The sequence below is a fragment of the Streptomyces sp. NPDC012474 genome, from assembly GCF_042955185.1.
Lineage (GTDB): Bacteria > Actinomycetota > Actinomycetes > Streptomycetales > Streptomycetaceae > Streptomyces > Streptomyces cahuitamycinicus.
Genome location: NZ_JBIBEP010000016.1, coordinates 198,435 through 218,496 on the forward strand (window position 1 = coordinate 198,435; position 20,062 = coordinate 218,496).

19 protein-coding genes are annotated in these 20,062 nt (G+C 71.6%); 8 read left to right on the forward strand and 11 right to left on the reverse strand.

Annotated elements, in window-relative coordinates:
- Positions 1–16 precede the first annotated feature (16 nt).
- On the reverse strand, positions 17–511 hold the full coding sequence (locus ACFY9S_RS30110; protein WP_102907715.1) for an RNA polymerase sigma factor: 495 nt from the start codon (positions 509–511) through the stop codon (positions 17–19).
- Positions 512–601: 90 nt separating this feature from the next.
- A complete protein-coding gene (locus tag ACFY9S_RS30115; RefSeq protein ID WP_391134328.1) occupies positions 602–1,792 on the reverse strand; it encodes a glycerophosphodiester phosphodiesterase family protein in 1,191 nt (396 codons plus the stop codon).
- A 385-nt stretch (positions 1,793–2,177) separates the two neighbouring features.
- Between ACFY9S_RS30115 and ACFY9S_RS30120 the strand changes: the two genes are divergently transcribed.
- The gene (locus ACFY9S_RS30120) at positions 2,178–2,852 is read left to right on the forward strand and encodes a lysophospholipid acyltransferase family protein (protein ID WP_359637538.1); all 675 of its coding nucleotides are present in this window, start codon (positions 2,178–2,180) and stop codon (positions 2,850–2,852) included.
- Positions 2,853–3,065: 213 nt separating this feature from the next.
- On the opposite strand, the gene ACFY9S_RS30125 is transcribed toward ACFY9S_RS30120, so the two are convergent.
- The 4 genes from ACFY9S_RS30125 to argH all read right to left on the reverse strand — a co-directional run bounded on the left by ACFY9S_RS30125 (position 3,066) and on the right by argH (position 7,796).
- A complete protein-coding gene (locus ACFY9S_RS30125; protein ID WP_391134331.1) occupies positions 3,066–4,601 on the reverse strand; it encodes an MFS transporter in 1,536 nt (511 codons plus the stop codon).
- Positions 4,598–5,149 (reverse strand): TetR family transcriptional regulator, encoded by a 552-nt coding sequence (locus ACFY9S_RS30130; RefSeq protein ID WP_391134334.1) that lies wholly within the window; start codon positions 5,147–5,149, stop codon positions 4,598–4,600. The genes ACFY9S_RS30125 and ACFY9S_RS30130 overlap by 4 nt, the downstream gene beginning before the upstream one ends.
- Before the next feature lie 90 nt (positions 5,150–5,239).
- Positions 5,240–6,211 carry an aldo/keto reductase gene (locus ACFY9S_RS30135; RefSeq protein WP_391134337.1) on the reverse strand — a complete coding sequence of 324 codons (972 nt, stop codon included), beginning with the start codon at positions 6,209–6,211 and terminating at the stop codon, positions 5,240–5,242.
- 151 nt (positions 6,212–6,362) lie between these two features.
- Positions 6,363–7,796: an argininosuccinate lyase gene (gene argH / locus ACFY9S_RS30140; protein ID WP_391134340.1), complete on the reverse strand. Its 1,434-nt coding sequence runs from the start codon at positions 7,794–7,796 to the stop codon at positions 6,363–6,365.
- 282 nt (positions 7,797–8,078) lie between these two features.
- On the opposite strand from argH, the gene ACFY9S_RS30145 reads away from it, so the two are divergent.
- The 6 genes from ACFY9S_RS30145 (at position 8,079) to ACFY9S_RS30170 (ending at position 13,861) form a co-directional block, all read left to right on the forward strand.
- Positions 8,079–8,999, forward strand: coding sequence for a hypothetical protein (locus ACFY9S_RS30145; RefSeq protein ID WP_391134343.1), 921 nt, complete (start codon positions 8,079–8,081; stop codon positions 8,997–8,999).
- A 140-nt stretch (positions 9,000–9,139) separates the two neighbouring features.
- Positions 9,140–9,727 carry a pyridoxamine 5'-phosphate oxidase family protein gene (locus ACFY9S_RS30150; RefSeq protein WP_102907708.1) on the forward strand — a complete coding sequence of 196 codons (588 nt, stop codon included), beginning with the start codon at positions 9,140–9,142 and terminating at the stop codon, positions 9,725–9,727.
- A 3-nt stretch (positions 9,728–9,730) separates the two neighbouring features.
- Positions 9,731–10,429, forward strand: coding sequence for a L,D-transpeptidase family protein (locus tag ACFY9S_RS30155; protein WP_391134347.1), 699 nt, complete (start codon positions 9,731–9,733; stop codon positions 10,427–10,429).
- A gap of 127 nt (positions 10,430–10,556) precedes the next feature.
- On the forward strand, positions 10,557–11,939 hold the full coding sequence (locus tag ACFY9S_RS30160) for a ferric reductase-like transmembrane domain-containing protein (protein ID WP_180989401.1): 1,383 nt from the start codon (positions 10,557–10,559) through the stop codon (positions 11,937–11,939).
- 40 nt (positions 11,940–11,979) lie between these two features.
- Positions 11,980–13,065: an FMN-binding protein gene (locus ACFY9S_RS30165; protein ID WP_391134351.1), complete on the forward strand. Its 1,086-nt coding sequence runs from the start codon at positions 11,980–11,982 to the stop codon at positions 13,063–13,065.
- Positions 13,058–13,861 (forward strand): FAD:protein FMN transferase, encoded by an 804-nt coding sequence (locus ACFY9S_RS30170; protein WP_391134354.1) that lies wholly within the window; start codon positions 13,058–13,060, stop codon positions 13,859–13,861. The genes ACFY9S_RS30165 and ACFY9S_RS30170 overlap by 8 nt, the downstream gene beginning before the upstream one ends.
- Before the next feature lie 261 nt (positions 13,862–14,122).
- Here ACFY9S_RS30170 and ACFY9S_RS30175 read toward each other — a convergent pair whose 3' ends face one another.
- Genes ACFY9S_RS30175 through argC form a run of 5 tightly spaced genes read right to left on the reverse strand, consistent with a single transcriptional unit; the run spans position 14,123 to position 18,974 of the window.
- Positions 14,123–14,674, reverse strand: coding sequence for an arginine repressor (locus ACFY9S_RS30175; protein WP_391134357.1), 552 nt, complete (start codon positions 14,672–14,674; stop codon positions 14,123–14,125).
- 7 nt (positions 14,675–14,681) lie between these two features.
- Positions 14,682–15,881, reverse strand: coding sequence for an acetylornithine transaminase (locus ACFY9S_RS30180; RefSeq protein WP_391134360.1), 1,200 nt, complete (start codon positions 15,879–15,881; stop codon positions 14,682–14,684).
- Positions 15,878–16,801 carry an acetylglutamate kinase gene (gene argB, locus ACFY9S_RS30185; RefSeq protein WP_102907703.1) on the reverse strand — a complete coding sequence of 308 codons (924 nt, stop codon included), beginning with the start codon at positions 16,799–16,801 and terminating at the stop codon, positions 15,878–15,880. Before argB ends, ACFY9S_RS30180 begins: the two co-directional genes overlap by 4 nt.
- Entirely contained in the window at positions 16,798–17,949 is a 1,152-nt protein-coding gene (gene argJ, locus ACFY9S_RS30190) for a bifunctional glutamate N-acetyltransferase/amino-acid acetyltransferase ArgJ (protein WP_391134363.1), read from the reverse strand. Before argJ ends, argB begins: the two co-directional genes overlap by 4 nt.
- Positions 17,946–18,974, reverse strand: coding sequence for an N-acetyl-gamma-glutamyl-phosphate reductase (gene argC / locus ACFY9S_RS30195; RefSeq protein WP_391134366.1), 1,029 nt, complete (start codon positions 18,972–18,974; stop codon positions 17,946–17,948). Before argC ends, argJ begins: the two co-directional genes overlap by 4 nt.
- Before the next feature lie 172 nt (positions 18,975–19,146).
- Here argC and ACFY9S_RS30200 point away from each other — a divergent pair, with 172 nt between their 5' ends.
- Positions 19,147–19,839 (forward strand): DUF6215 domain-containing protein, encoded by a 693-nt coding sequence (locus ACFY9S_RS30200; RefSeq protein ID WP_391134369.1) that lies wholly within the window; start codon positions 19,147–19,149, stop codon positions 19,837–19,839.
- Positions 19,840–20,062 lie beyond the last annotated feature (223 nt).

Sequence of the window (20,062 nt, forward strand, 5' to 3'; positions counted from 1 at the left end):
ACTCCTATCCCCGTCCTCAGCGGGCCGCAACCTCCGGTGTGAGCAATCTTCGGAGACATCCCAGGCATCTGGAACGTTCCGGGCCAAGACTCCCCTGTGAGATACCCAACTCCCCTGCGATTTCCCGGTATGTCGGGTCCTCCGGCGAGAGCAGGGCCTCCATCAGCCGGGGGCAGCGGCCCGGGAGGCGGCGCACGGCCTCGCGCAGGGCCCGGCCGCGGGCCGCGGCGAGGGCGAGCTGTTCGGGATCGCGGTCCGGGTCGTCGGCCGGTTCACCCGCGTACGGCCGTTCGAGACGGTTCGTACGGCGGGTGCGGCGCACCTCGGAGCGGACCGCGCGGCGGAGCCACTGCTGCGGGTCGAGCGGCGGGCCCTCGGTGTCGAGGCGCTCCAGCAGGCGGAGCCAGACCGCCTGCTCCAGGTCGCCCGGCTCGGTTCCGGTGGAATATGCCTCCGCGGAGGCCTCGGCGGTGAGCAGCGGGCGCAGGGCGGTGACCAGGTCGTGCGTCATATGCGGAGCGACGCGGCCGCCCGGGCTGCGGGTTGCCCGGGCGGCCGAAGCCCACCCGACCGGGGGGTGTGACCTCGGGTGTTGACGGGCTCAGCCGTTGAAGTCCTCGCGGGCCAGCACACCCGTGTCGGGCTGGTCGGTGAAGACGCCGTCGATGCCGGTCGCGAAGTACGCCCGGTACGCGCCGAAGACGTCACCGTAGGCGTCCGCGTCCGAGCCCCTGCGGAAGTCGGCGGGCAGGAAGGGGTTCTCGTTGCGCATCGTGTACGGGTGCAGGATCAGGCCCACCTTGTGCGCGTCGGAGACGAGCGAGGTCGGCCGGGTGAGCTTGCCCTGGGCGTCGCGCGGGATGACCAGGTCCAGGGTCGGGCCGATGCCGCGCGCGTAGGAGGCGATCTCCCTGAGGCCGGCCGGCTTGACCAGGTCGGCGACCGTGCGCGGGTCACCGGTCTCGACGAAGTCCCAGGGGCGGGAGTCCGCCGAGGACAGCAGGACGACCAGCGGGTTGTCGACGAGCCTGTGCAGACGCTGGATGCTGGTCGGCTCGAAGGACTGGAGGATGACCGGGGAGGTCCGCCGGTCCTTGCGGTACTTGCGCAGCAGCTTGGCGACGCGCTCCTCCAGCGGGAGGCCCTGCTTGCGGAAGTAGGTGGGGTGCTTGAGCTCGGGGTAGATCCACACCCGCTTGCCGCGCTTGCGGGTCTGCTCGTCCTGCCATCTGAGGACCTCTTCGAAGGTGGGGATCTCCCAGCGGCCGTTGTAGAGGGTGTTGTGCGGACGGTTGGCCGGGATGCGCTCGACGGCGCGCAGCGTCTTCAGCTCGGCGAGCGTGAAGTCCTCGGTGAACCAGCCGGTGGTGGGGACGCCGTCGAGCAGCTTGGTCTTCTTGCGGCCGGCGAACTCGGGATGGTCGGCGACGTCCGTGGTGCCGCCGATCTCCGGCTCGTGACGGCAGACAAGGTGCCCGTCCCTGGTCGGGACCAGGTCGCCCGCCTCGACGATGTCGGCGCCCATGTCGAGGGCCAGCTGGTACGCACCGAGGGTGTGCTCCGGGCGGTAGCCGCTGGCGCCGCGGTGGCCGATGATCGTCGGCCTGGGCAGGCTCCCCGGTCCGCCGCCGTGCCGGGCGCCGTCCGCTCGCGCGGCGCCGGCCATGCCGAGGACCGCTCCCCCGGCGCCGAGTACCGCCGCGCCGAGCAGGGCCCGCCGCCCGGTCCCGCTCGGCCCGGTTCCGCTCGGCCCGGTACCGCTCGTTTCTTCGTTCGACTCGTGCGTTCCCATGAGCGCCCTCCCTGCCGTTCGGCTCGTCAGTGCGGCCCGATCGTAGGGGCGCGTACATGACCGGTGGGAGACCTCGGACGGAACACGCGGGTGACGTCGGATGTCGTAGTGGCTGGCGGGAAGGATGAATTGACGGTTCGTCGAGTCTGTTCGATTCGGTCCGACGGTTCTGGGAACGCGACCGGTGTGCTCCGGGGCGATGTGCGTCACATCAAGTCGGCCGCGTTACGCCCTTCTGGCGGCGCGCCACCGCAGGTAAACACGCGTCAACAATGCGTAAGGTCTCGGTGAAGTCGCCCGGCCCGATGTGCGCGATACCCGGGGCCACGAGTATCGTCCTCACCTGCACAGACTCATACAGAACCCCTTGACACCGGAGGGTCCGTTGTCCCGCTTCGCGCTCATCAAGGCAGTGCTCGGCCCGGCCATGCGCCTGATGTTCCGCCCACGGGTGGAGGGTGCGGAGCACATTCCCGGCAACGGCCCGGTCATCCTGGCCGGCAACCACCTGACGTTCATCGACTCGATGATCCTGCCGCTGGTCTGCGACCGTCAGGTCGTCTTCATCGGCAAGGACGAGTACGTGACCGGCAAGGGCCTCAAGGGCCGGCTGATGGCCTGGTTCTTCACCGGCGTCGGCATGATCCCGGTGGATCGCGACGGTGGCCGGGGCGGTGTCGCCGCGCTGATGACCGGGCGACGGGTGCTCGAGGAAGGCCGCATGTTCGGCATCTACCCGGAGGGGACGCGGTCGCCCGACGGCCGGCTGTACCGGGGGCGGACGGGAATCGCCCGGCTGACCCTGATGACGGGTGCGCCGGTGGTGCCCTTCGCCATGATCGGGACGGACAAGCTCCAGCCGGGCGGGGCGGGGCTGCCGCGGCCGGGCAAGGTCACCGTGCGGTTCGGTGAGGCGATGGAGTTCTCCCGGTACGAGGGGATGGACCGGGACCGGTATGTTCTGCGGGCCGTGACCGACTCGGTGATGGCCGAGGTCATGCGGCTGTCCGGGCAGGAGTACGTGGACATGTACGCGAGCAAGGCGAAGGAAGCGGCGTAGGTTTTCCGGTGCGGGTGCGTGGGGGTTTGTCGCGCAGTTCCCCGCGCCCCTGAGGTTCCGTGCGGGTGCGTGGGGGCTTGTCGCGCCGTTCCCCGCGCCCCCGAGGGCGTCGTCCTTCGGTGCCGGACCAGTGCGAGTGCGTCTGGCCTCTTGCGCAGTTCCCCGCGCCGCCCCTGAGGGCGTCGTCCTTCGGTGTCAGGTTTGGGTCCTCGGCTACGCGTGGTCCGGTTCGGCGTTCTCCAGGCGCTGGCCCCGCAGCAGGAACCACGCCGCCACCGCCGCGGCCAGCAGGACCGTCGCGCCCACGCCCGCCGCGAGGGCAAGGCCGTCGACGAAGGAGGTGCGGGCCGCGTCCAGCATCGCGGCGGCGCTGTGGGCCGGCAGGCTCGCGGCCGCCTCGACCGCGCCGCCCAGCGACTCGTGGGCCGCGGCCGGTGTGCCCGCGGGACCGGTGAAGTCGCGGTAGACGCCGGTGACGATCGACCCGAGCGCGGCGATGCCGAGCGCGGCACCCAGTTCGTACGCCGTCTCGGACACCGCGGACGCGGAGCCGGCCTGTTCCTTGGGCACGCTGGAGAGGATCACGTCGGCGGTGACGGTGAACGAGAGGCCGGCCCCCACACCGACCACCAGCAGCGCGGTACCGAGCAGCGGGTAGCCGGTGGACTGGTCGAGCACCGTGAGCGCGGCCAGCGCGAGGCCGATGGCCGCGAGACCTCCGGAGACGACGGTACGCACCGAGAAGCGCCGGGCCGCTCGCCCCGCGAGGAGTCCGGCCACCACCGCGCCGATCGCCGCGGGCAGTTCGGCCAGTCCGGCCTCGAACGGGCGCCTGCCCTGGACGAGTTGCAGGTACTGCGACAGGAAGAACACCAGGCCGGACAGGCCGAGGATGGTCAGCAGATCGGCCAGCACCGCCCCGCTGAAACCGCGGTTGCTGAACAGCCGCATGTCCAGCAGCGGCGTCGGGAGCCTGAACTGGCGGCGGACGAACCCGTACAGGGCGGCCGCACCCAGCAGGCCCACGGCCAGGGTGGTCCACGCGAAGCCGTGGGTCGCCGCTTCCTTGATGGCGTACACGACACCGATCATGCCGATCAGCGACAGCACGACGCTGACCAGATCCCAGGGGCCGGGGTTCGCGGTACGCGACTCGGGCAGCAGCTTGATCCCGACCACGACCAGCACGGCCATCACGGGCAGGTTGATCAGGAAGACCGACCCCCACCAGAAGTGCTCCAGCAGGAAACCGCCGACGATCGGGCCGACGGCCGTACCGGCGGAGGCGGTGGCGCCCCAGACGCCGACGGCGAGACTGCGCTCGCGCGGGTCGTGGAAGAGGTTGCGGATCAGTGCGAGGGTGGCCGGCATAAGAGTCGCGCCGGCGACGCCGAGCAGTGCCCGCGCGACGATCATCATCTCGGGGGTCGTCGCGTAGGCGTTGAACACGGATATCGCGCCGAACGCCGTGGCACCGACCAGCAGGATCCGCTTGCGGCCGATCCGGTCGCCGAGGCTGCCCATGGAGACGAGCAGACCGGCGATGACGAACGAGTAGACGTCGCCGATCCACAGCAGCTGGGTGCCGGAGGGCTTGAGATCCTCGCTGATGTAGGGGGTCGCGAGACCGAGAACGGTCGCGTCGACGGCCACCAGCAGCACGGCGAGCACGAGAACGCCGAGAGCGAGCCAGCGGCCCGGGCGCTTCACCACCTCGGTCGTCGACACCGGCTGCAGGGTGCTGGTCATGGTTCGTCTCTCCTGAGTGCGCCGCCGAGCAACAGCTCGACGATCATGTGCTGGAAGTCCTTGGGGGCGCCCTTGCCGCTCTGCACCAGCCAGGCGCCGGAGGCCAGCAGGCCGTACAGCGCCTCGGTGAGCCAGGCGGGCGTGAGGTCGATGCGGAACTCGCCGCTGAGCTGGCCGCGCCGGAACAGGGCGGAGATCCGGTCGTCGATCTGGGCCCAGCCCGCGTGCTGCTCCTCGCCCTCGAACAGCTGGTTCTCGGTGTAGAGGAACGCGAGCAGTCCGGCGGCCGGCTCGACGGCTCCGACCAGCCGGCGTACGGCCTCGCTCGCGGTGCCCTCGTCGAGCCGGGCCGCGTCCAGCGCGGCCTCGCACTCCGCGATGCCGAGCGCCTCCAGCGCCCGGACGAGGGCGTCACGTCCGGCGAAGTGGCGGTGCAGCGTGGCCCGGCTGATTCCGGCGGCCCTGGCGACCTCGTCCATGGTCGCGGTGGATTTGCGGGTCAGCAGGGCCGCGGCGGCGCGCAGCACGTGCTCGGGATCGACAGCCATGAGACGAACCTACCGCAGATGAGACATGAATGTCTCACTCGGGGCATGCGTGACTCACGGCTGCGGACAGCGGGACGGGGAAGGGGTTGATCAGTGCCAGGGCAGCTGCGCGCGCCGCTCCCAGTACGCCTGCGGCTCCTCCACCAGAGCGGCGAGGCGGGTCAGCTGGTCGTCGTCGAGATCCACGACCGCCGCGTGCAGGTTCGAGGCGAGCTGGTTGGTGGTCGCGGCACCGGAGAGGACGACACCGGCCCAGGGCTGCCGGAGGACCACGGCCAGGGCGACGGCGTCGCAGCCCAACCCGGTCTGTTCGGCGATCTCCCGCACGGCCTCCGGGGCGTGCGGCCCGGCGAGCCGGCCGTTGGCCATGCCCTCCTTGACGATCACGGTGAGTCCGGCGTCGTGCGCCTCGGCGAGGGCGGGGGCGGCGGAGGTCTCCAGCGCGTTGTACGTGGACTGCACCGTACGGAAGAGCGGTTCGCCGTCGACCGTCACGGCGAGGGCGGCGCGGATCGCGTCCGCCTGTGCGGGGCCACTGGTGGAGAAGCCGACGGTGAGGCCCCGCTCGGCGGCTTCCGCGAGCCTGGCGTGCAACTCCTTGTCGGTGAGGGCCGGGCTGTCCGGGGTCACCGAGTGGATCTGGTAGAGGTCGAGCAGGTCGCCGAGCAGGGTCTCGCTCTCCGCGCGCTGGCGCTCGTAGGTGGCGAGGGTGTGGTCCTTGACCTCGTGCTTCTCGGCGTCCGTCGACCAGTCGGCGGTGTAGGTGTAACCCCACTTGCTGCCCACGACGATGTCGCGGAACCCCGGCCTCGCCTTGAGCCAGTCGGCGAGGAACTCCTCGGAGCGGCCGTAGGAGCGGGCGACGTCGAAGTAGCGGACGCCCTGGGCGTAGGCGGCGTCGAGGAGTTCGTGGGTGCGGTGGCGGAGCGCCTCGACGCTGCGGTCCTCTCCGAGATCCTGGTCCCGTCCGAGGTTGATATAGCCGGGGCGCCCTACGGCGGCGAGGCCCAGTCCGATGTGGCAGGTGGGGGTCGTTGCGGTTGCCAGTCGAGCGAAGGGCATCGCGGGCTCCGTTGGGTCGGGTCCGGTACGGCTTCCGACCAACGTACCCGCGATGACCTTCGCCTCAGAGCTCGAACGTTGCGGTGTTTCGGCGAGTGCGGGTCGTCTTCGCCTGTTCGCGATGCTCCCCGCGCCCCTGAGGGCGATGCCCTCAGGCCTGCTTCCTGGCCACCGCCCACTCGTGCTGGGCCGCCACGTCCGCCTTCACCTCTGCCAGTTGGACGGCGACCGCGCTCGGGGCCGTGCCGCCCCTGCCGTTGCGGGAGGCCAGGGCGCCGGTGACGTTGAGGACCGTGCGGACCTCGGGGGTCAGGTGGCTGGAGATCTTCGCGAACTGGTCGTCCGTCAGCCCGTCCAGCTCCTTGCCCTCGGCCTCGGCGGTCTTCACACACTCACCCGCGACATCGTGGGCCACCCGGAACGGGACGCCCTGCTTGACCAGCCACTCGGCGATGTCCGTGGCGAGGGAGAAGCCGGCGGGGGCCAGTTCGGCCATGCGCTCGCCGTGGACGGTGAGGGTGGCCATCATTCCGGTGAAGGCCGGGAGCAGGACCTCCAGCTGGTCGATGGAGTCGAAGACCGGCTCCTTGTCCTCCTGGAGGTCGCGGTTGTAGGCGAGGGGCAGCGCCTTCAGCGTCGCCATCAGGCCGGTCAGGTTGCCGATCAGGCGGCCGGACTTGCCGCGCGCCAGCTCCGCGATGTCCGGGTTCTTCTTCTGCGGCATGATCGACGAGCCCGTGGAGAACGCGTCGTGCAGGGTCACGAAGGAGAACTCCTTCGTGTTCCAGATGATGATCTCCTCGGCGATCCGGGAGAGATCGACCCCGATCATCGCCGTGATGAACGCGAACTCGGCGACGAAGTCGCGGGAGGCCGTGCCGTCGATGGAGTTGCCGACCGATCCGTGCTCGAAGCCGAGCTCCTCGGCCACCGCCTCCGGGTCCAGCCCGAGGGAGGAGCCCGCGAGGGCACCCGAGCCGTAGGGCGAGACCGCCGTGCGCGCGTCCCACTGGCGCAGCCGCTCCGCGTCCCGGGAGAGGGACTGGACGTGGGCCAGGACATGGTGGGCGAAGAGGACGGGCTGGGCGTGCTGGAGGTGTGTGCGGCCGGGCATCGCCACGTCGGAGTGCGCCTCGGCGAGGCCGATCAGCGCGTCCTGGAGCTCGGCGATGAGGCCGCCGACGATCCGGGCGTGATCCCGCAGGTACATGCGGAAGAGGGTCGCGACCTGGTCGTTGCGGGACCGGCCCGCGCGCAGTTTGCCGCCCAGGTCGGGGCCGAGGCGCTCCAGGAGGCCGCGCTCCAGGGCGGTGTGGACGTCCTCGTCGGCGATCGTGCCCACGAAGGAGCCGTCGGCGACGTCCGCCTCCAGCTGGTCGAGACCGGCGATCATGCGGGTCAGTTCGTCTTCGGTGAGCAGGCCCGCCTTGTGCAGCACGCGCGCGTGGGCACGCGAACCGGCGATGTCGTACGGCGCGAGGCGCCAGTCGAAGTGGACGGACGCGGACAGCTTCGCCAGGGCCTCTGCGGGACCGTCGGCGAAACGCCCGCCCCAGAGCCGGACGTCACCGCTGTTGCTGCTCACCTGCTGCGCTCCTCGATGGGTGTGGATGTGCCGGCGCCTTCCCGCCCGGGGGCGGGGAGACGGTCGTCACGCTACTGCTCGGGGCGGATCCTCGATATGCATGAGTATGCAGTCCAATGCATGATTCGTCAATCCAGGCGGACCAGAGGTCGGATTCCGGCCAGGTGAGAGGAATTTGAAGATCCTTTGAACACGGGAAACCGCTTGCTCGTACCTCTCGCCGAACGCAGGCGCCGCGTTACGACACCGACGACACCCCCGACCCCCTAGTGAGGCATCCGCATGTCCAGGGCTCTTCCGAAGTACAACAAGCGTCGCGTCACGTTCATCGGCGGCGCCGCCGCGGTGGCGCTGTCCGGCACGGTGATCGCCGGCTTCGCCCTCGCCGGGGAGACCCCCGACAGCGGTGGCGCGAACGCCCGGACGCTGGCGGGCCCCGGCACCATCACGTGCCCGGACGTCACGGGTCAGCTGCCCGCCGTCCCCGCCTCGGCGAAGGCTGAGGTCGACCGCAACCTCGGCGATCTGCAGACCCAGATCGAGGAGGCCAACAAGCGCCTCGTCGACACCGTCGGCCAGGGCGGCCCCAACTTCGTCCAGAACGCCATCCTCGGCCCCCTGGAGGACAAGCGCGTCGCGGCGCTGAACCGCATCGAGACCGCGATCGGGCGGGCCGCCGCGAAGCCCGAGGGCCTCGAGGCCTTCGCCGCCTGCCAGCTCAACGCCGACGGTGGCGCCGGTGCGGGCGAGGCGGCGGGCGGTGAGGCGGGCGCGGGCGCCGGGGCCGGAGCCGGCGCGGGCGCGGGCGCCGAAGAAGGCGGCGCGGGTGCCGAGGCGGGTGCCGGCGCGGAGGCCGGCGGGGGCGCCCAGGAGGGCGGCGCCGGTGCGGGCGAGGCGGCGGGCGCCGGGGCCGGCACCATCAGCTGCCCGGACGTCGCCTCCCAGCTGCCGGCGATCCCCGCCTCGGCCCAGGCCGAGGTCGACCGCAACCTGACGCTGCTGGACACGCAGGTCGCCGAGGCCAACAAGCGCCTGGTCGACACGGTCGGCCAGGGCGGCCCCAACTTCGTCCAGAACGCCATCCTCGGCCCCCTGGAGGACAAGCGGATCTCCACCGTCAACCGCATCGCCACGGCCATCGGCCGCACGGCCGAGAAGCCGGCCGGACTGGACTCCCTGGCCGCCTGCACGCTCACCAAGTGAGGTGACAGGCGCTGTGGCCGCCCCGTGGGAGCGCCGGCCGGGGCGGCCACGGACGGCACCTGCTTGCGGGATCCGGCAGAGGTGACCGGATCCCGCAATTCCTTAGACAGTCGAAAGATCTGCGCGCATAATCGTTCGACATGGGAAAGACTCATGAGTGCATAGACGGCCGGCTCCGCACGTTCATCGAGGCGCAGCCGGTCTTCTTCACCGCCACCGCTCCCCTGGCCGCCGACGGCACGGTCAACCTGTCGCCCAAGGGACTCACGGGCTCCTTCGCGGTCCTCGACGAGCTCACGGTGGCCTACCTCGACTTCGCCGGTTCCAACGCCGAGACCATCGCCCATCTGCGGGAGAACGGGCGGATCACCCTGATGTGGTGCGCCTTCCAGGGCCCGCCGAACATCGTCCGCGTGCACGGCAGAGGTGAACCGGTCTTCCGCGACGACCCCCGTTTCGGGGAGCTGCTCGCGCACTTCCCGGACATCGACCCGACGCGGCACGGCCTGCGCGCGATCATCGTCGTCACCGCCGAACTCGTCCGCGACACCTGCGGCTACGGGGTGCCCTTCATGGCGTACGAGGAGGACCGGGACCTGCACGGCAAGCGGTTCGCCCGGGAGGACGACGCCTCACTCAGCGCGTACTTCAGCAAGAAGGAGCACATCGCCAGCAGCCTGGACGGACTACCCGGGCTGCCGTTGCCGCTGCCTCCCTCTACGGTCTGAGGCATGCGCCCCGGTGCCGTCGCCCTCGCCGCCTCCTGTCTGATCGCGCTCGGCGCCGGGCAGCCCGCCCCGCCGCCGCTGCCGGCCCGGATGGCGGACACCGGCGGCGGCACCCAGCTGATCACCGCGGTGGCCCCGGAGCGAGCCTCGACGACGGGCACGGTGGTCTGGTGGGACCGCGGTGGGGACGGACGCTGGGTGCGAAAGGGTTCCGCGCCCGCCCGTTTCGGAGCGAACGGGCTCGTCGCGGGCGCCTCCCGCAAGCAGGGCACCAGCACCACACCCACCGGCCTCTACGGTCTGCCGTACGCCTTCGGCATCAAGGCGGCGCCGCGGGGGACGGCGTACAGCTACCGCAGGGTGCACCGGGACTCCTGGTGGTGCCAGGACAACGACTCCCGCTCCTACAACCGATGGAGCGAGCCGCGCGCGGCCGACTGCCGGGCCGCCGAGGCCGAGCAGCTGATCACCTACCGCGCCCAGTACGCGCACGCGCTCGTCATCGGTTTCAACTACGAGCGTCCCGTGCGAGGGCGCGGCGCGGGCATCTTCCTCCACGCCGACGGGCGGGGCGCGACGGCGGGTTGCGTCTCCGTGCCCGAGGACGCCATGCGGCGGATCCTGACCTGGGCCGACCCCTCGCGGCGGCCGCACATCGCCGTCGGGACGAAGAGCGGGAAGACGGCCGTCACGCGTCTGTGACGGGGCGCCGGCCGAACGCGCGTTACCAGCGGTCACCCCTGTTCGCACCCGACTCGGGACGCAGCTGAACACTCCTGTGTCCCGGCACGTATCTGTGGGCCAAGGGTCAAGTCCCCACGGAGGAACCGTGACCACCACGCTCGCAGGCGGACGTGCCGCCCGCCGCCAGACGATGCGCCGCATCCGCCCGCGCCGCTCCCCGGCCGTCCCGCTGCTGATCGCCCTGTGGGCCGGTGCGGCGGCCGTGCTGTGGCTGTGGTGGGACAACACACCGTCCCTCGCGGACAACACGAGCAAGATCCTGGCCGCCGGACGGATCACCGGCCTGCTCGCCGGCTACCTCATGGCGCTGGTGGTGCTCCAGATGGCCCGGGTGCCCGCGCTGGAGCGCCGGGTGGGCACCGACCGGGTCGCGCGCTGGCACGCCATGACCGGCCGCTACACGCTCTGCCTGGTCCTAGCCCATGTCTTCCTCATCATGTGGGGCTACGCCCTCCAGGCGGGCAAGGGGCTCGGCGACATCGTCCAGCAGACGACGGACTCCATCAACCAGCTTCCGGACATGGGCAAGGCCGCCATCGGCACGGGCCTGCTGTTCGTCATCGGGATCCTGTCGATCGGCGGGGTGCGCCGGCTGATCGGGTACGACACCTGGTACCACGTGCACCTGCTGACGTACGCGGCGGTGTACCTGACGTTCTGGCACCAGATCACCACCGGCAACGAGTTCGCCGTCGAGCCCGCCGCGAAGACCTTCTGGTACGGGCTGTACGGCGTGGTGACCGCGCTGGTCGTCTGGTACCGGATCCTCACCCCGATCCGGCTGAACATGCGGCACCGCATGCGGGTGGAGGCGGTCATCGAGGAGACCCCCGGGATCGTGTCCGTGCTGATCAGCGGGCGCAAGCTGCACCGGATGGGCGCGGAGGCCGGGCACTTCTTCCGCTGGCGGTTCAAGGCACCGGGGATGCGCTTCAGTTCGCACCCGTACTCGCTGTCGGCGGCGCCCCGCCCGGACATGCTGCGGATCACGGTCAAGGCGATCGGTGACCACACCTCCCGGCTGCGTGATCTGGAGCCCGGCACCAAGGTGTGGGCCGAGGGCCCGTACGGCGCGATGACCGCGCAGCGCCGAAGCCGCGGCAAGGTGCTGCTGGTCGCGGGCGGCGTGGGCATCACCCCGATGCGGGCGCTGTTCGAGACGCTGCCGGGCGCGTCCGGCGACATCACCCTTCTCTACCGGGCCAACACCACCCAGGACCTGGCGCTGTGGGGCGAACTCGCCAAGATCGCCGACGAGCGCGGTGCCCGGCTGATGTACGCGGTCAACAGCCCGGAGGGAGAACGCCCCGACATCTCGGCGGAGTCCCTCCAGCGCAAGATCCCGGACATCGACGACCACGACGTCTTCATGTGCGGTCCGCCCGGGTTCGCCCAGTCGGTCTACGAGGCACTGCGCGGCGCGGGAGTACCCGCACGCCGCATCCATCACGAGTCGTTCGAGATGTGAGCGACGGGCCACCAACGGTCTTTCAGGAGTTTGGGAAACGATGAGGAAGTCTCACCCCGTCCGGCGTGCCGTGCTCGCCGGCGCAGCCACCGTCTCCGGGATCGTGCTGCTGCTGTCGCTGAAGCCGGCCTCCGACCCGGGCTCCGCCCAGGCGGCAGGTCAGGCGCCGCCCGCGGCGGCCGGACAGGCCCCGCAGGGCGGCGTGAACGGCGCGGTCACCGGTGACGCGGCGCAGACGCAGTACGGCGCGGTGCAGGTCCGCCTGACCATGAACAACGGCAAGATCACCCAGGCCGAGGCGGTCCAGGCCCCCAAGGGCGGCCGCAGCGACCAGATCACGGCCAGCTCGGTGCCGCGCCTGAACCAGGCGGCGGTCGCGGCGCAGAGCGCGGAGATCGACGCGGTCTCCGGGGCGACGTACACCAGCGCCGGCTACAAGAAGTCCCTGCAGTCGGCCCTGGACAAGGCGAAGGCGTCGGCCGGACCGCAGCAGGGGTCGGGCACCGCGCAGACGCTGACCGGCGATGTCGCGCAGACGCAGTACGGGCCGGTGCAGGTGCGGGTGACGGTCGCGGGCGGGAAGATCACCAGGGCCGAGGCCGTGCAGGCCCCCAAGGGCGGCCGCAGCGACCAGGTCACCTCCTCCTCCGTCCCCCGCCTCAACCAGGCGGCCGTGGCGGCCGGAAACGCGGACATCGACGCGGTCTCGGGCGCCACCTACACCAGCGCCGGCTACAAGAAGTCCCTCCAGTCGGCCCTGGACAAGGCTCCGGCCGGCGGCGGCTCCTCGCAGAGCGCGGGCTCGGGCTCGGGGGGTGGTCAGGCGGCGGGTTCCGGCGGCGGTCAGGCGGCGACGCGGACCCTGACCGGCAGCGTGGCGCAGACGCAGTACGGGCCGGTCCAGGTGCGGGTGACCGTGGCGGGCGGGAAGATCACCAAGGCCGAGGCCGTGCAGGCCCCCAAGGGCGGCCGCAGCGACCAGGTCACCTCCTCCTCCGTCCCCCGCCTCAACCAGGCGGCCGTGGCGGCCGGAAACGCGCAGATCGACGCCGTGTCCGGGGCCACCTACACCAGCGCCGGGTACAAGCAGTCCCTCCAGTCCGCGCTGGACCAGGCCGGTGGCTGACACGGTGGCCGACTCCGCTGAGGCTCCCGCCGCGGTACGTCATGCCGAGGAGACGATGGGGACCGTCTTCTCCTTCGACGTCCGCGGCGGGGAACCGGCCGCCGTGCGCGCGGCCCTGGACGAGGCCGTCGCCGGGCTGCACCGGGTCGACGAGGTGTTCAGCACGTACCGCGAGGACAGCCAGATCTCCCGCCTGCGGCGCGGGGAGCTGACCGTCGCGGAGTGCGACCCCGAGGTCGCCGAGGTGCTGGAACTGGCCGCCGAGGCGGAGCGGAGAAGCGACGGCTGGTTCAGCACGTCGTACCGGGGCCGCCTCGATCCGACCGGCATCGTCAAGGGCTGGGCGGTCGAGCGGGCGGCGCGGCGGCTGGCGGACGTGCCCGGGGTGTGCGGAGTGAACCTGAACGGCGGCGGCGATGTGCAGTTGCTCGGGACACCGGGTGGGCAGCGGCCGTGGCGCGTGGGCGTGGCCGACCCGTTGCGTCCGGGGGGCCTCGCGGCGGTCGTCTCCGCGGCCGGGACGGCGGAACTGTCCGTGGCCACGTCCGGCACGGCGGAGCGGGGAGACCACATCGTCGATCCCCGTACGGGGCGTTCCGCGGTGACCGACCTGGTCGCCGTGACGGTGGTGGGCCCCCGGCTGACGTGGGTGGACTGCTGGGCGACGGCGGCGTTCGCGATGGGCTCACGGCAGGGGCTGGCGTGGCTGGAGTCGCTGCCGGATGTGGAGGCGCTGCTGATCACGGCCGGCGACGAGGTCCGGTGCACGGGCGGGTTGGCTACGCGGCTGGGGTGAGTCCTCGCCGACGCCGGGCGGGTTGACTACCCGGCTGGGGTGAGCCCCCGCCGACACCCGGCGGGTTGACTACCCCGCCGGGGTGAGCCCCCGCCGACACCGGTCGGGTACGCAGCCCGGCGAAAACAGGGTGCCGCTTCTGTGGAACGGGTGCCGCCCCGAGCGGCACGCGTGCCCGCGGCGGGTGCGTACGCCCTCAGGGGCGCGGGGAACTGCGCGATCAGCCACACACCACCCGCACACCGCCACCCGCCCGTACCCCTACGGCGCGTGCCCGTTCTGCGCCAGCCTCAGCAGATGATCCGCCAGCGCCTGCCCACCCGTCGGCTCCCTGCTGATCAGCAGCAACGTGTCGTCCCCGGCGATCGTCCCCAGGATGTCGTGGAGCTCGGCCTGGTCGATCGCCGAGGCCAGGAACTGCGCCGCCCCCGGAGGGGTACGCAGGACCACGAGATTCGCCGAAGCCTCCGCGGAGATCAGCAGCTCCTGCGAGAGCCGCCGCATCCGCTCCTCCTTCGCCGACCCGCCCAGCGGCGCCCGGGGCGTACGGAAACCGCCCTCGCTGGGCACCGCGTAGATCAGGTCGCCGTCGGTGTTGCGGATCTTCACCGCGTTCAGTTCGTCCAGGTCCCGGCTGAGCGTCGCCTGCGTGACGTTCAGCCCGTCGTCGGCGAGCAGCTTCGCCAGCTGGCTCTGCGACCGGACCGGCTGCCGGTTGAGGATGTCCACGATCCGGCGGTGGCGGGCGGTGCGGGTCTGCGGCACGGCGGGCCCGTTCGCCCCCGGCTGCTCGTGGTCCTGCGCCTGGCTCATCGTCGTCTCATTCCCCGGATCGTCCGTCCCCGCTCACTGCCTGGAGGATGCCGGGCAGCGCCCCGAGGAACGCGTCCACCTCGTCGTCGCGGAGGTTCAGCGGCGGCATCAGCCGGACGACGTCGGGGGCGGGCACGTTCACCAGGAATCCGGCCTCCTGAGCCGCCTGGCGCACCTGCGGCGCGAGCGGCTCGGTCAGCACGATACCCAGGAGGAGTCCCGTCCCCCGGACGAAATCGATCAGCTCATGCCCGAGGCCCTCGATTCCGTCCCGCAACCTCTCGCTCTGCCGCTTGACGTTGTCCAGCAGCCCCTCGTCCTCGATGGTGTCGAGGACGGCTAGCCCGGCGGCACAGGCGACCGGGTTGCCGCCGAAGGTGGTGCCGTGCTGGCCGGGCTGGAGCAGGTCGGCCGCACGCCCGAAAGCGACGGTGGCGCCCAGCGGCAGCCCGCCGCCGAGCTGCTTGGCGAGGGTGACGACGTCGGGCAGGACGCCCTCGTGGGCCTGGTACTCGAACCAGTGCCCGGTGCGCCCGATGCCGGTCTGCACCTCGTCGAGGACGAGGAGCGCCCCGGTCGCGGCCGTGATGGCCCGGGCCGCCTTGAGGTAGCCGGCCGGCGGGACGACCACGCCGAGCTCGCCCTGGATCGGTTCGAGGATGACGAGCGCGGTCTCCTCGGTGACCGCCGCGGCCAGGGCCTGCGCGTCGCCGAAGGGCACGTGGGTGACGTCGCCGGGCAGCGGCAGGAACGGCTCGCGCTTGCCGGTCTGGCCGGTCATGGCCAGGGCGCCCATGGTCCGGCCGTGGAAGGCGCCCTCGGTGGCGACGACGTGGGTTCGCCCGGTCAGCCGGCCGATCTTGAACGCGGCCTCGTTGGCCTCGGCGCCGGAGTTGCAGAAGAAGACCTTGCCGTCCCGGCCGAAGAGGTTGAGCAGCCGCTCGGCGAGGGCGACGGTCGGCTCGGCCATGAAGAAGTTGGAGATGTGGCCGAGGGAGCCGATCTGGCGGCTCACCGCCTCGACGATCGCCGGGTGGGCGTGGCCGAGGGCGTTGGTGGCGATGCCGCCGACGAAGTCGAGGTAGGTGGTGCCGTCGGCGTCCCATACACGGGTGCCCTCGCCGCGCGCCAGGGGCAGCAGCGGGGTGCCGTAGTTGTTCATGAGTGCGCCCTGCCACCGCTCGGCGTACTCCTGATGGGCGGTCATACGGCTTCCCCCTCTTGTTCGTCGGCCACGACCATCGTGCCGATGCCCTCGTCGGTGAAGATCTCCAGCAGGATCGAGTGCTGGACCCGGCCGTCGATGACCCGGGCCGTGGTGACGCCGCCCCGCACGGCGTGCAGGCAGCCCTCCATCTTCGGCACCATGCCGGACGACAGGTCCGGCAGCAGCCGCTCCAGCTCGGAGGCGGTGAGGCGGCTGATCACCTCGTCGCTGTTCGGCCAGTCCTCGTAGAGGCCCTCGACGTCCGTGAGGACCATGAGGGTTTCGGCGCCCAGTGCAGCAGCGAGTGCCGCAGCCGCCGTATCAGCATTGACGTTGTAGACATGCCCCATATCACCGTCGTCCTGGGAGCGGGCGATCGAGGAGACGACCGGGATGCGGCCGTCGGCGAGCAGGGCCTCGATCGCGCCCGTGTCGATCGCGGTGATCTCGCCCACCCGCCCGATGTCGACGAGTTCGCCGTCGATCTCGGGCTGGTGCTTGGTTGCGGTGATGGTGTGCGCGTCCTCGCCGGTCAGGCCGACGGCGAGCGGCCCGTGCTGGTTGAGCAGCCCGACCAGTTCACGCTGGACCTGCCCCGCCAGCACCATCCGTACGACGTCCATGGCGTCCTCGGTGGTCACCCTGAGGCCCGCCTTGAACTCGCTGACGATGCCGTGCCGGTCGAGGGCGGCGCTGATCTGCGGACCGCCGCCGTGCACGACGACGGGCTTGAGACCGGCGTGGTGCAGGAACACCACGTCCTGGGCGAAAGCGGCCTTGAGGTCCTCGTCGATCATGGCGTTGCCGCCGAACTTGATGACGACCGTCTTGCCGTTGTGCCGGACCAGCCAGGGCAGCGCCTCGATGAGGATCTGGGCCTTGGGCAGCGCGGTGTGCTTGCGCGTCGCTCCACTGCTCATGACGAGTACGCGCTGTTCTCGTGGACGTAGTCCGCGGTGAGGTCGTTGGTCCAGATGGTGGCGGTCTCCGAGCCGGCGGCGAGGTCGGCGACGATGTGGATCTCCCGGAAGCGCATGTCGACCGTGTCGCGGTCCTCGCCGACACCGCCGTTCTTGCAGACCCAGACGCCGTTGATGGCGACGTTGAGCCGGTCGGGCTCGAAGGCCGCCCGGGTGGTGCCGATCGCGGAGAGGACGCGGCCCCAGTTGGGGTCCTCGCCGTGGAGGGCGCACTTGAGGAGGTTGTTGCGGGCGATGGAGCGGCCCACCTCGACGGCGTCGGCCTCGGTCGCGGCGTTGATCACCTCGACCTTGATGTCCTTGCTGGCGCCCTCGGCGTCCCGGATGAGCTGCTGGCCGAGGTCGTCGCAGACCTGCCGTACGGTCTCGGCGAACTCCGCGTATTCCGGGGTGACTTCGGCCGAGCCGGAGGCGAGGAGCAGCACGGTGTCGTTGGTGGACATGCAGCCGTCGGAGTCGACCCGGTCGAAGGTGGTGCGGGTGGCGTCGCGCAGGGCCTTGTCGAGCACCTCGTCGTCGAGGGCGGCGTCGGTGGTGAGGACGACGAGCATGGTGGCGAGGCCGGGGGCGAGCATGCCCGCGCCCTTGGCCATGCCGCCGACGGTCCAGCCGTCCTTGGTGACGACGGACGTCTTGTGGACGCTGTCGGTGGTCTTGATGGCGATGGCGGCCTTCTCGCCGCCGTGCTCGGAGAGCTGGGCGGCGGCCGTCTCGATGCCCGGGAGCAGTTTGTCCATGGGGAGCAGGACACCGATGAGGCCGGTGGAGCAGACGGCGATCTCGACGGCGCCCCGCCCGAGGACCTCGGCGGCCTTCTCGGCGGTCGCGTGGGTGTCCTGGAAGCCCTTGGGGCCCGTACAGGCGTTGGCACCACCGGAGTTGAGGACGACGGCGGACACCTGCCCGCTCTTCAGTACCTGCTCGGACCACAGGACCGGCGCGGCCTTCACGCGGTTGGAGGTGAAGACGCCGGCGGCGGCGCGGCGGGGGCCGGTGTTGACCACGAGGGCCAGGTCCGGGTTGCCGTTCTCCTTGATCCCGGCGGCGATGCCCGCCGCCGTGAACCCCTTTGCTGCCGTCACACTCACGGCGCAACTCCGATCGTCGTCAGTCCGGTGGTCTCGTCGAGACCCAGGGCGATGTTCATGCTCTGGACGGCACCGCCCGCGGTGCCCTTGGTGAGGTTGTCGATGGCGCTGATCACGATGATCCGTCCGGCGGCGGCGTCGTAGGCGACCTGTACCTGAACGGCGTTCGAACCGTGGACGGACGCCGTGGCGGGCCACTGGCCCTCGGGAAGCAGGTGCACGAACGGCTCGTCGGCGAAGGCCTTCTCGTAGGCGGCGCGCAGGGACTCGGCCGTGACGCCGTCGGCGGCCTTGGCGCTGCACGTGGCGAGGATGCCGCGGGGCATCGGGGCGAGGGTCGGCGTGAAGGACACCGTGACCGGCTCTCCCGCGGCGGCGCTGAGGTTCTGGGTGATCTCGGGGGTGTGCCGGTGCGTGCCGCCTACGCCGTACGGGGACATCGAGCCCATGACCTCGCTGCCCAGCAGGTGCGGCTTGGGTGCCTTGCCCGCGCCGGACGTGCCGGACGCTGCGACGATCACGGCCTCGGCCCCGGCCAGGCCGGCGGCGTACGCCGGGAAGAGGGCCAGGGAGACGGCGGTCGGGTAGCAGCCGGGCACCGCGATGCGCTTGGACCCCTCCAGCGCGGCGCGGGCGCCCGGCAGTTCGGGAAGGCCGTAGGGCCAGGTTCCGGCGTGCGGCGAGCCGTAGAACCGCTCCCAGGCGGCGGCGTCCGTGAGGCGGAAGTCGGCGCCCATGTCGACCACCAGCACGTCGGGGCCGAGTCGCTCGGCGACGGCGGCGGACTGCCCGTGCGGCAGCGCGAGGAAGACGACGTCGTGACCGTCGAGGACCTCCGGGGTGGTCTCCTGGAGCACTCGGCCGGCCAGGGGCAGCAGGTGCGGCTGGAGCGCACCGAGCCTCTGCCCCGCGTTCGAGTTGCCGGTCAGGGCACCGATCTCGACCTCGGGGTGCGCCAGGAGCAGACGCAGCAGTTCCCCGCCCGCGTACCCGCTCGCTCCGGCCACTGCCGCACGTACCGCCATGGATCCTCCTCCTTAGAGGGCATGACTATACGTTTCGCTGCACGTTTATGCAATCCCATACGGGAGCGGCGCGGCTGTCGCGGCGACGGCCCCGGAAACCGGCTTTGTCCGGGCCATGACCACAGGTTAAGGTCCCCGGGCACGTTTCAGGGGGTCACGGCGGGTGGGGGACATGGCCGAGGAAGACGACGCGCCCATGAAGAGCGCGAACGCGTGGGGGCAGGCGCTCGCGGCGGTGGCGCTGGTGGGGGCGCTCGGCGCGGGCTTCTGGGGGCTGGCGAAGACGCCGGCCGCACAGAGCGAGCCCAAGCCTGCCACCTGCTCCGACGGGGAGACCCCGGCGCCGAAGGGCAAGCACCTCTCCGGCGCCCAGTTGTGCGAGGCGCTGAACCGGTCCGACCTGGCCGCGCTGCTGGGCACCCCGGCCGAGATCGCGAAGAGCGCCTACGGCAGCGACAGCTCCATCGGGTCCCCCGGCGGCAAGGACGTCGCCACACCGCAGGCGCAGGTCGAGTTCGAGACGTACACGGTCACGCTCTCGGCGACCTACGACGGCCTTCCGGTGGCCGGGTCGGAAGCGCTGCTCGGAAGCGACGCCCGCCGGCAGAAGGTACTGGGCCGCCCGGGGGTGCTGTACTCGAACCGCACCATCAGCATCAGCTTCCGGCTCGACGGCGGCGACGCCGACAGCGGTCCCGGCGTCCCGGCCCGGGCCCTCACCGTGGCCCAGGACGCGAAGGACCGCGGCGGCTCCCTCGACGTCACTCTGTGGCGTGCGGACGGAGTGGTGCCGGACGACGCGGTGCTGCTGCGCGTCGCGGAGACGGTCCTGCCCGCGGTTCCGGGCTGGAAGGCGCGCGGCTGAGCCCGCGCCCGGCCAATGCGCCGGTGTGGGGGGGGGGGGGCGGGGGGGGGGCCCCCCCCCCGGGGGGGGGGGGGTGGGGGGTGGGGGGGGGGGGGGGGGGGGGGGGGGGGGGGGGGGGGGGGTGCTCTGGGCGGGACGAGTGGTCCCCCACGCCACACCCGCCCCCTATGCGAGATTTGTCTGATTAGCGCGTATCGTCGCCGCATGCCCACGCCATACGGAT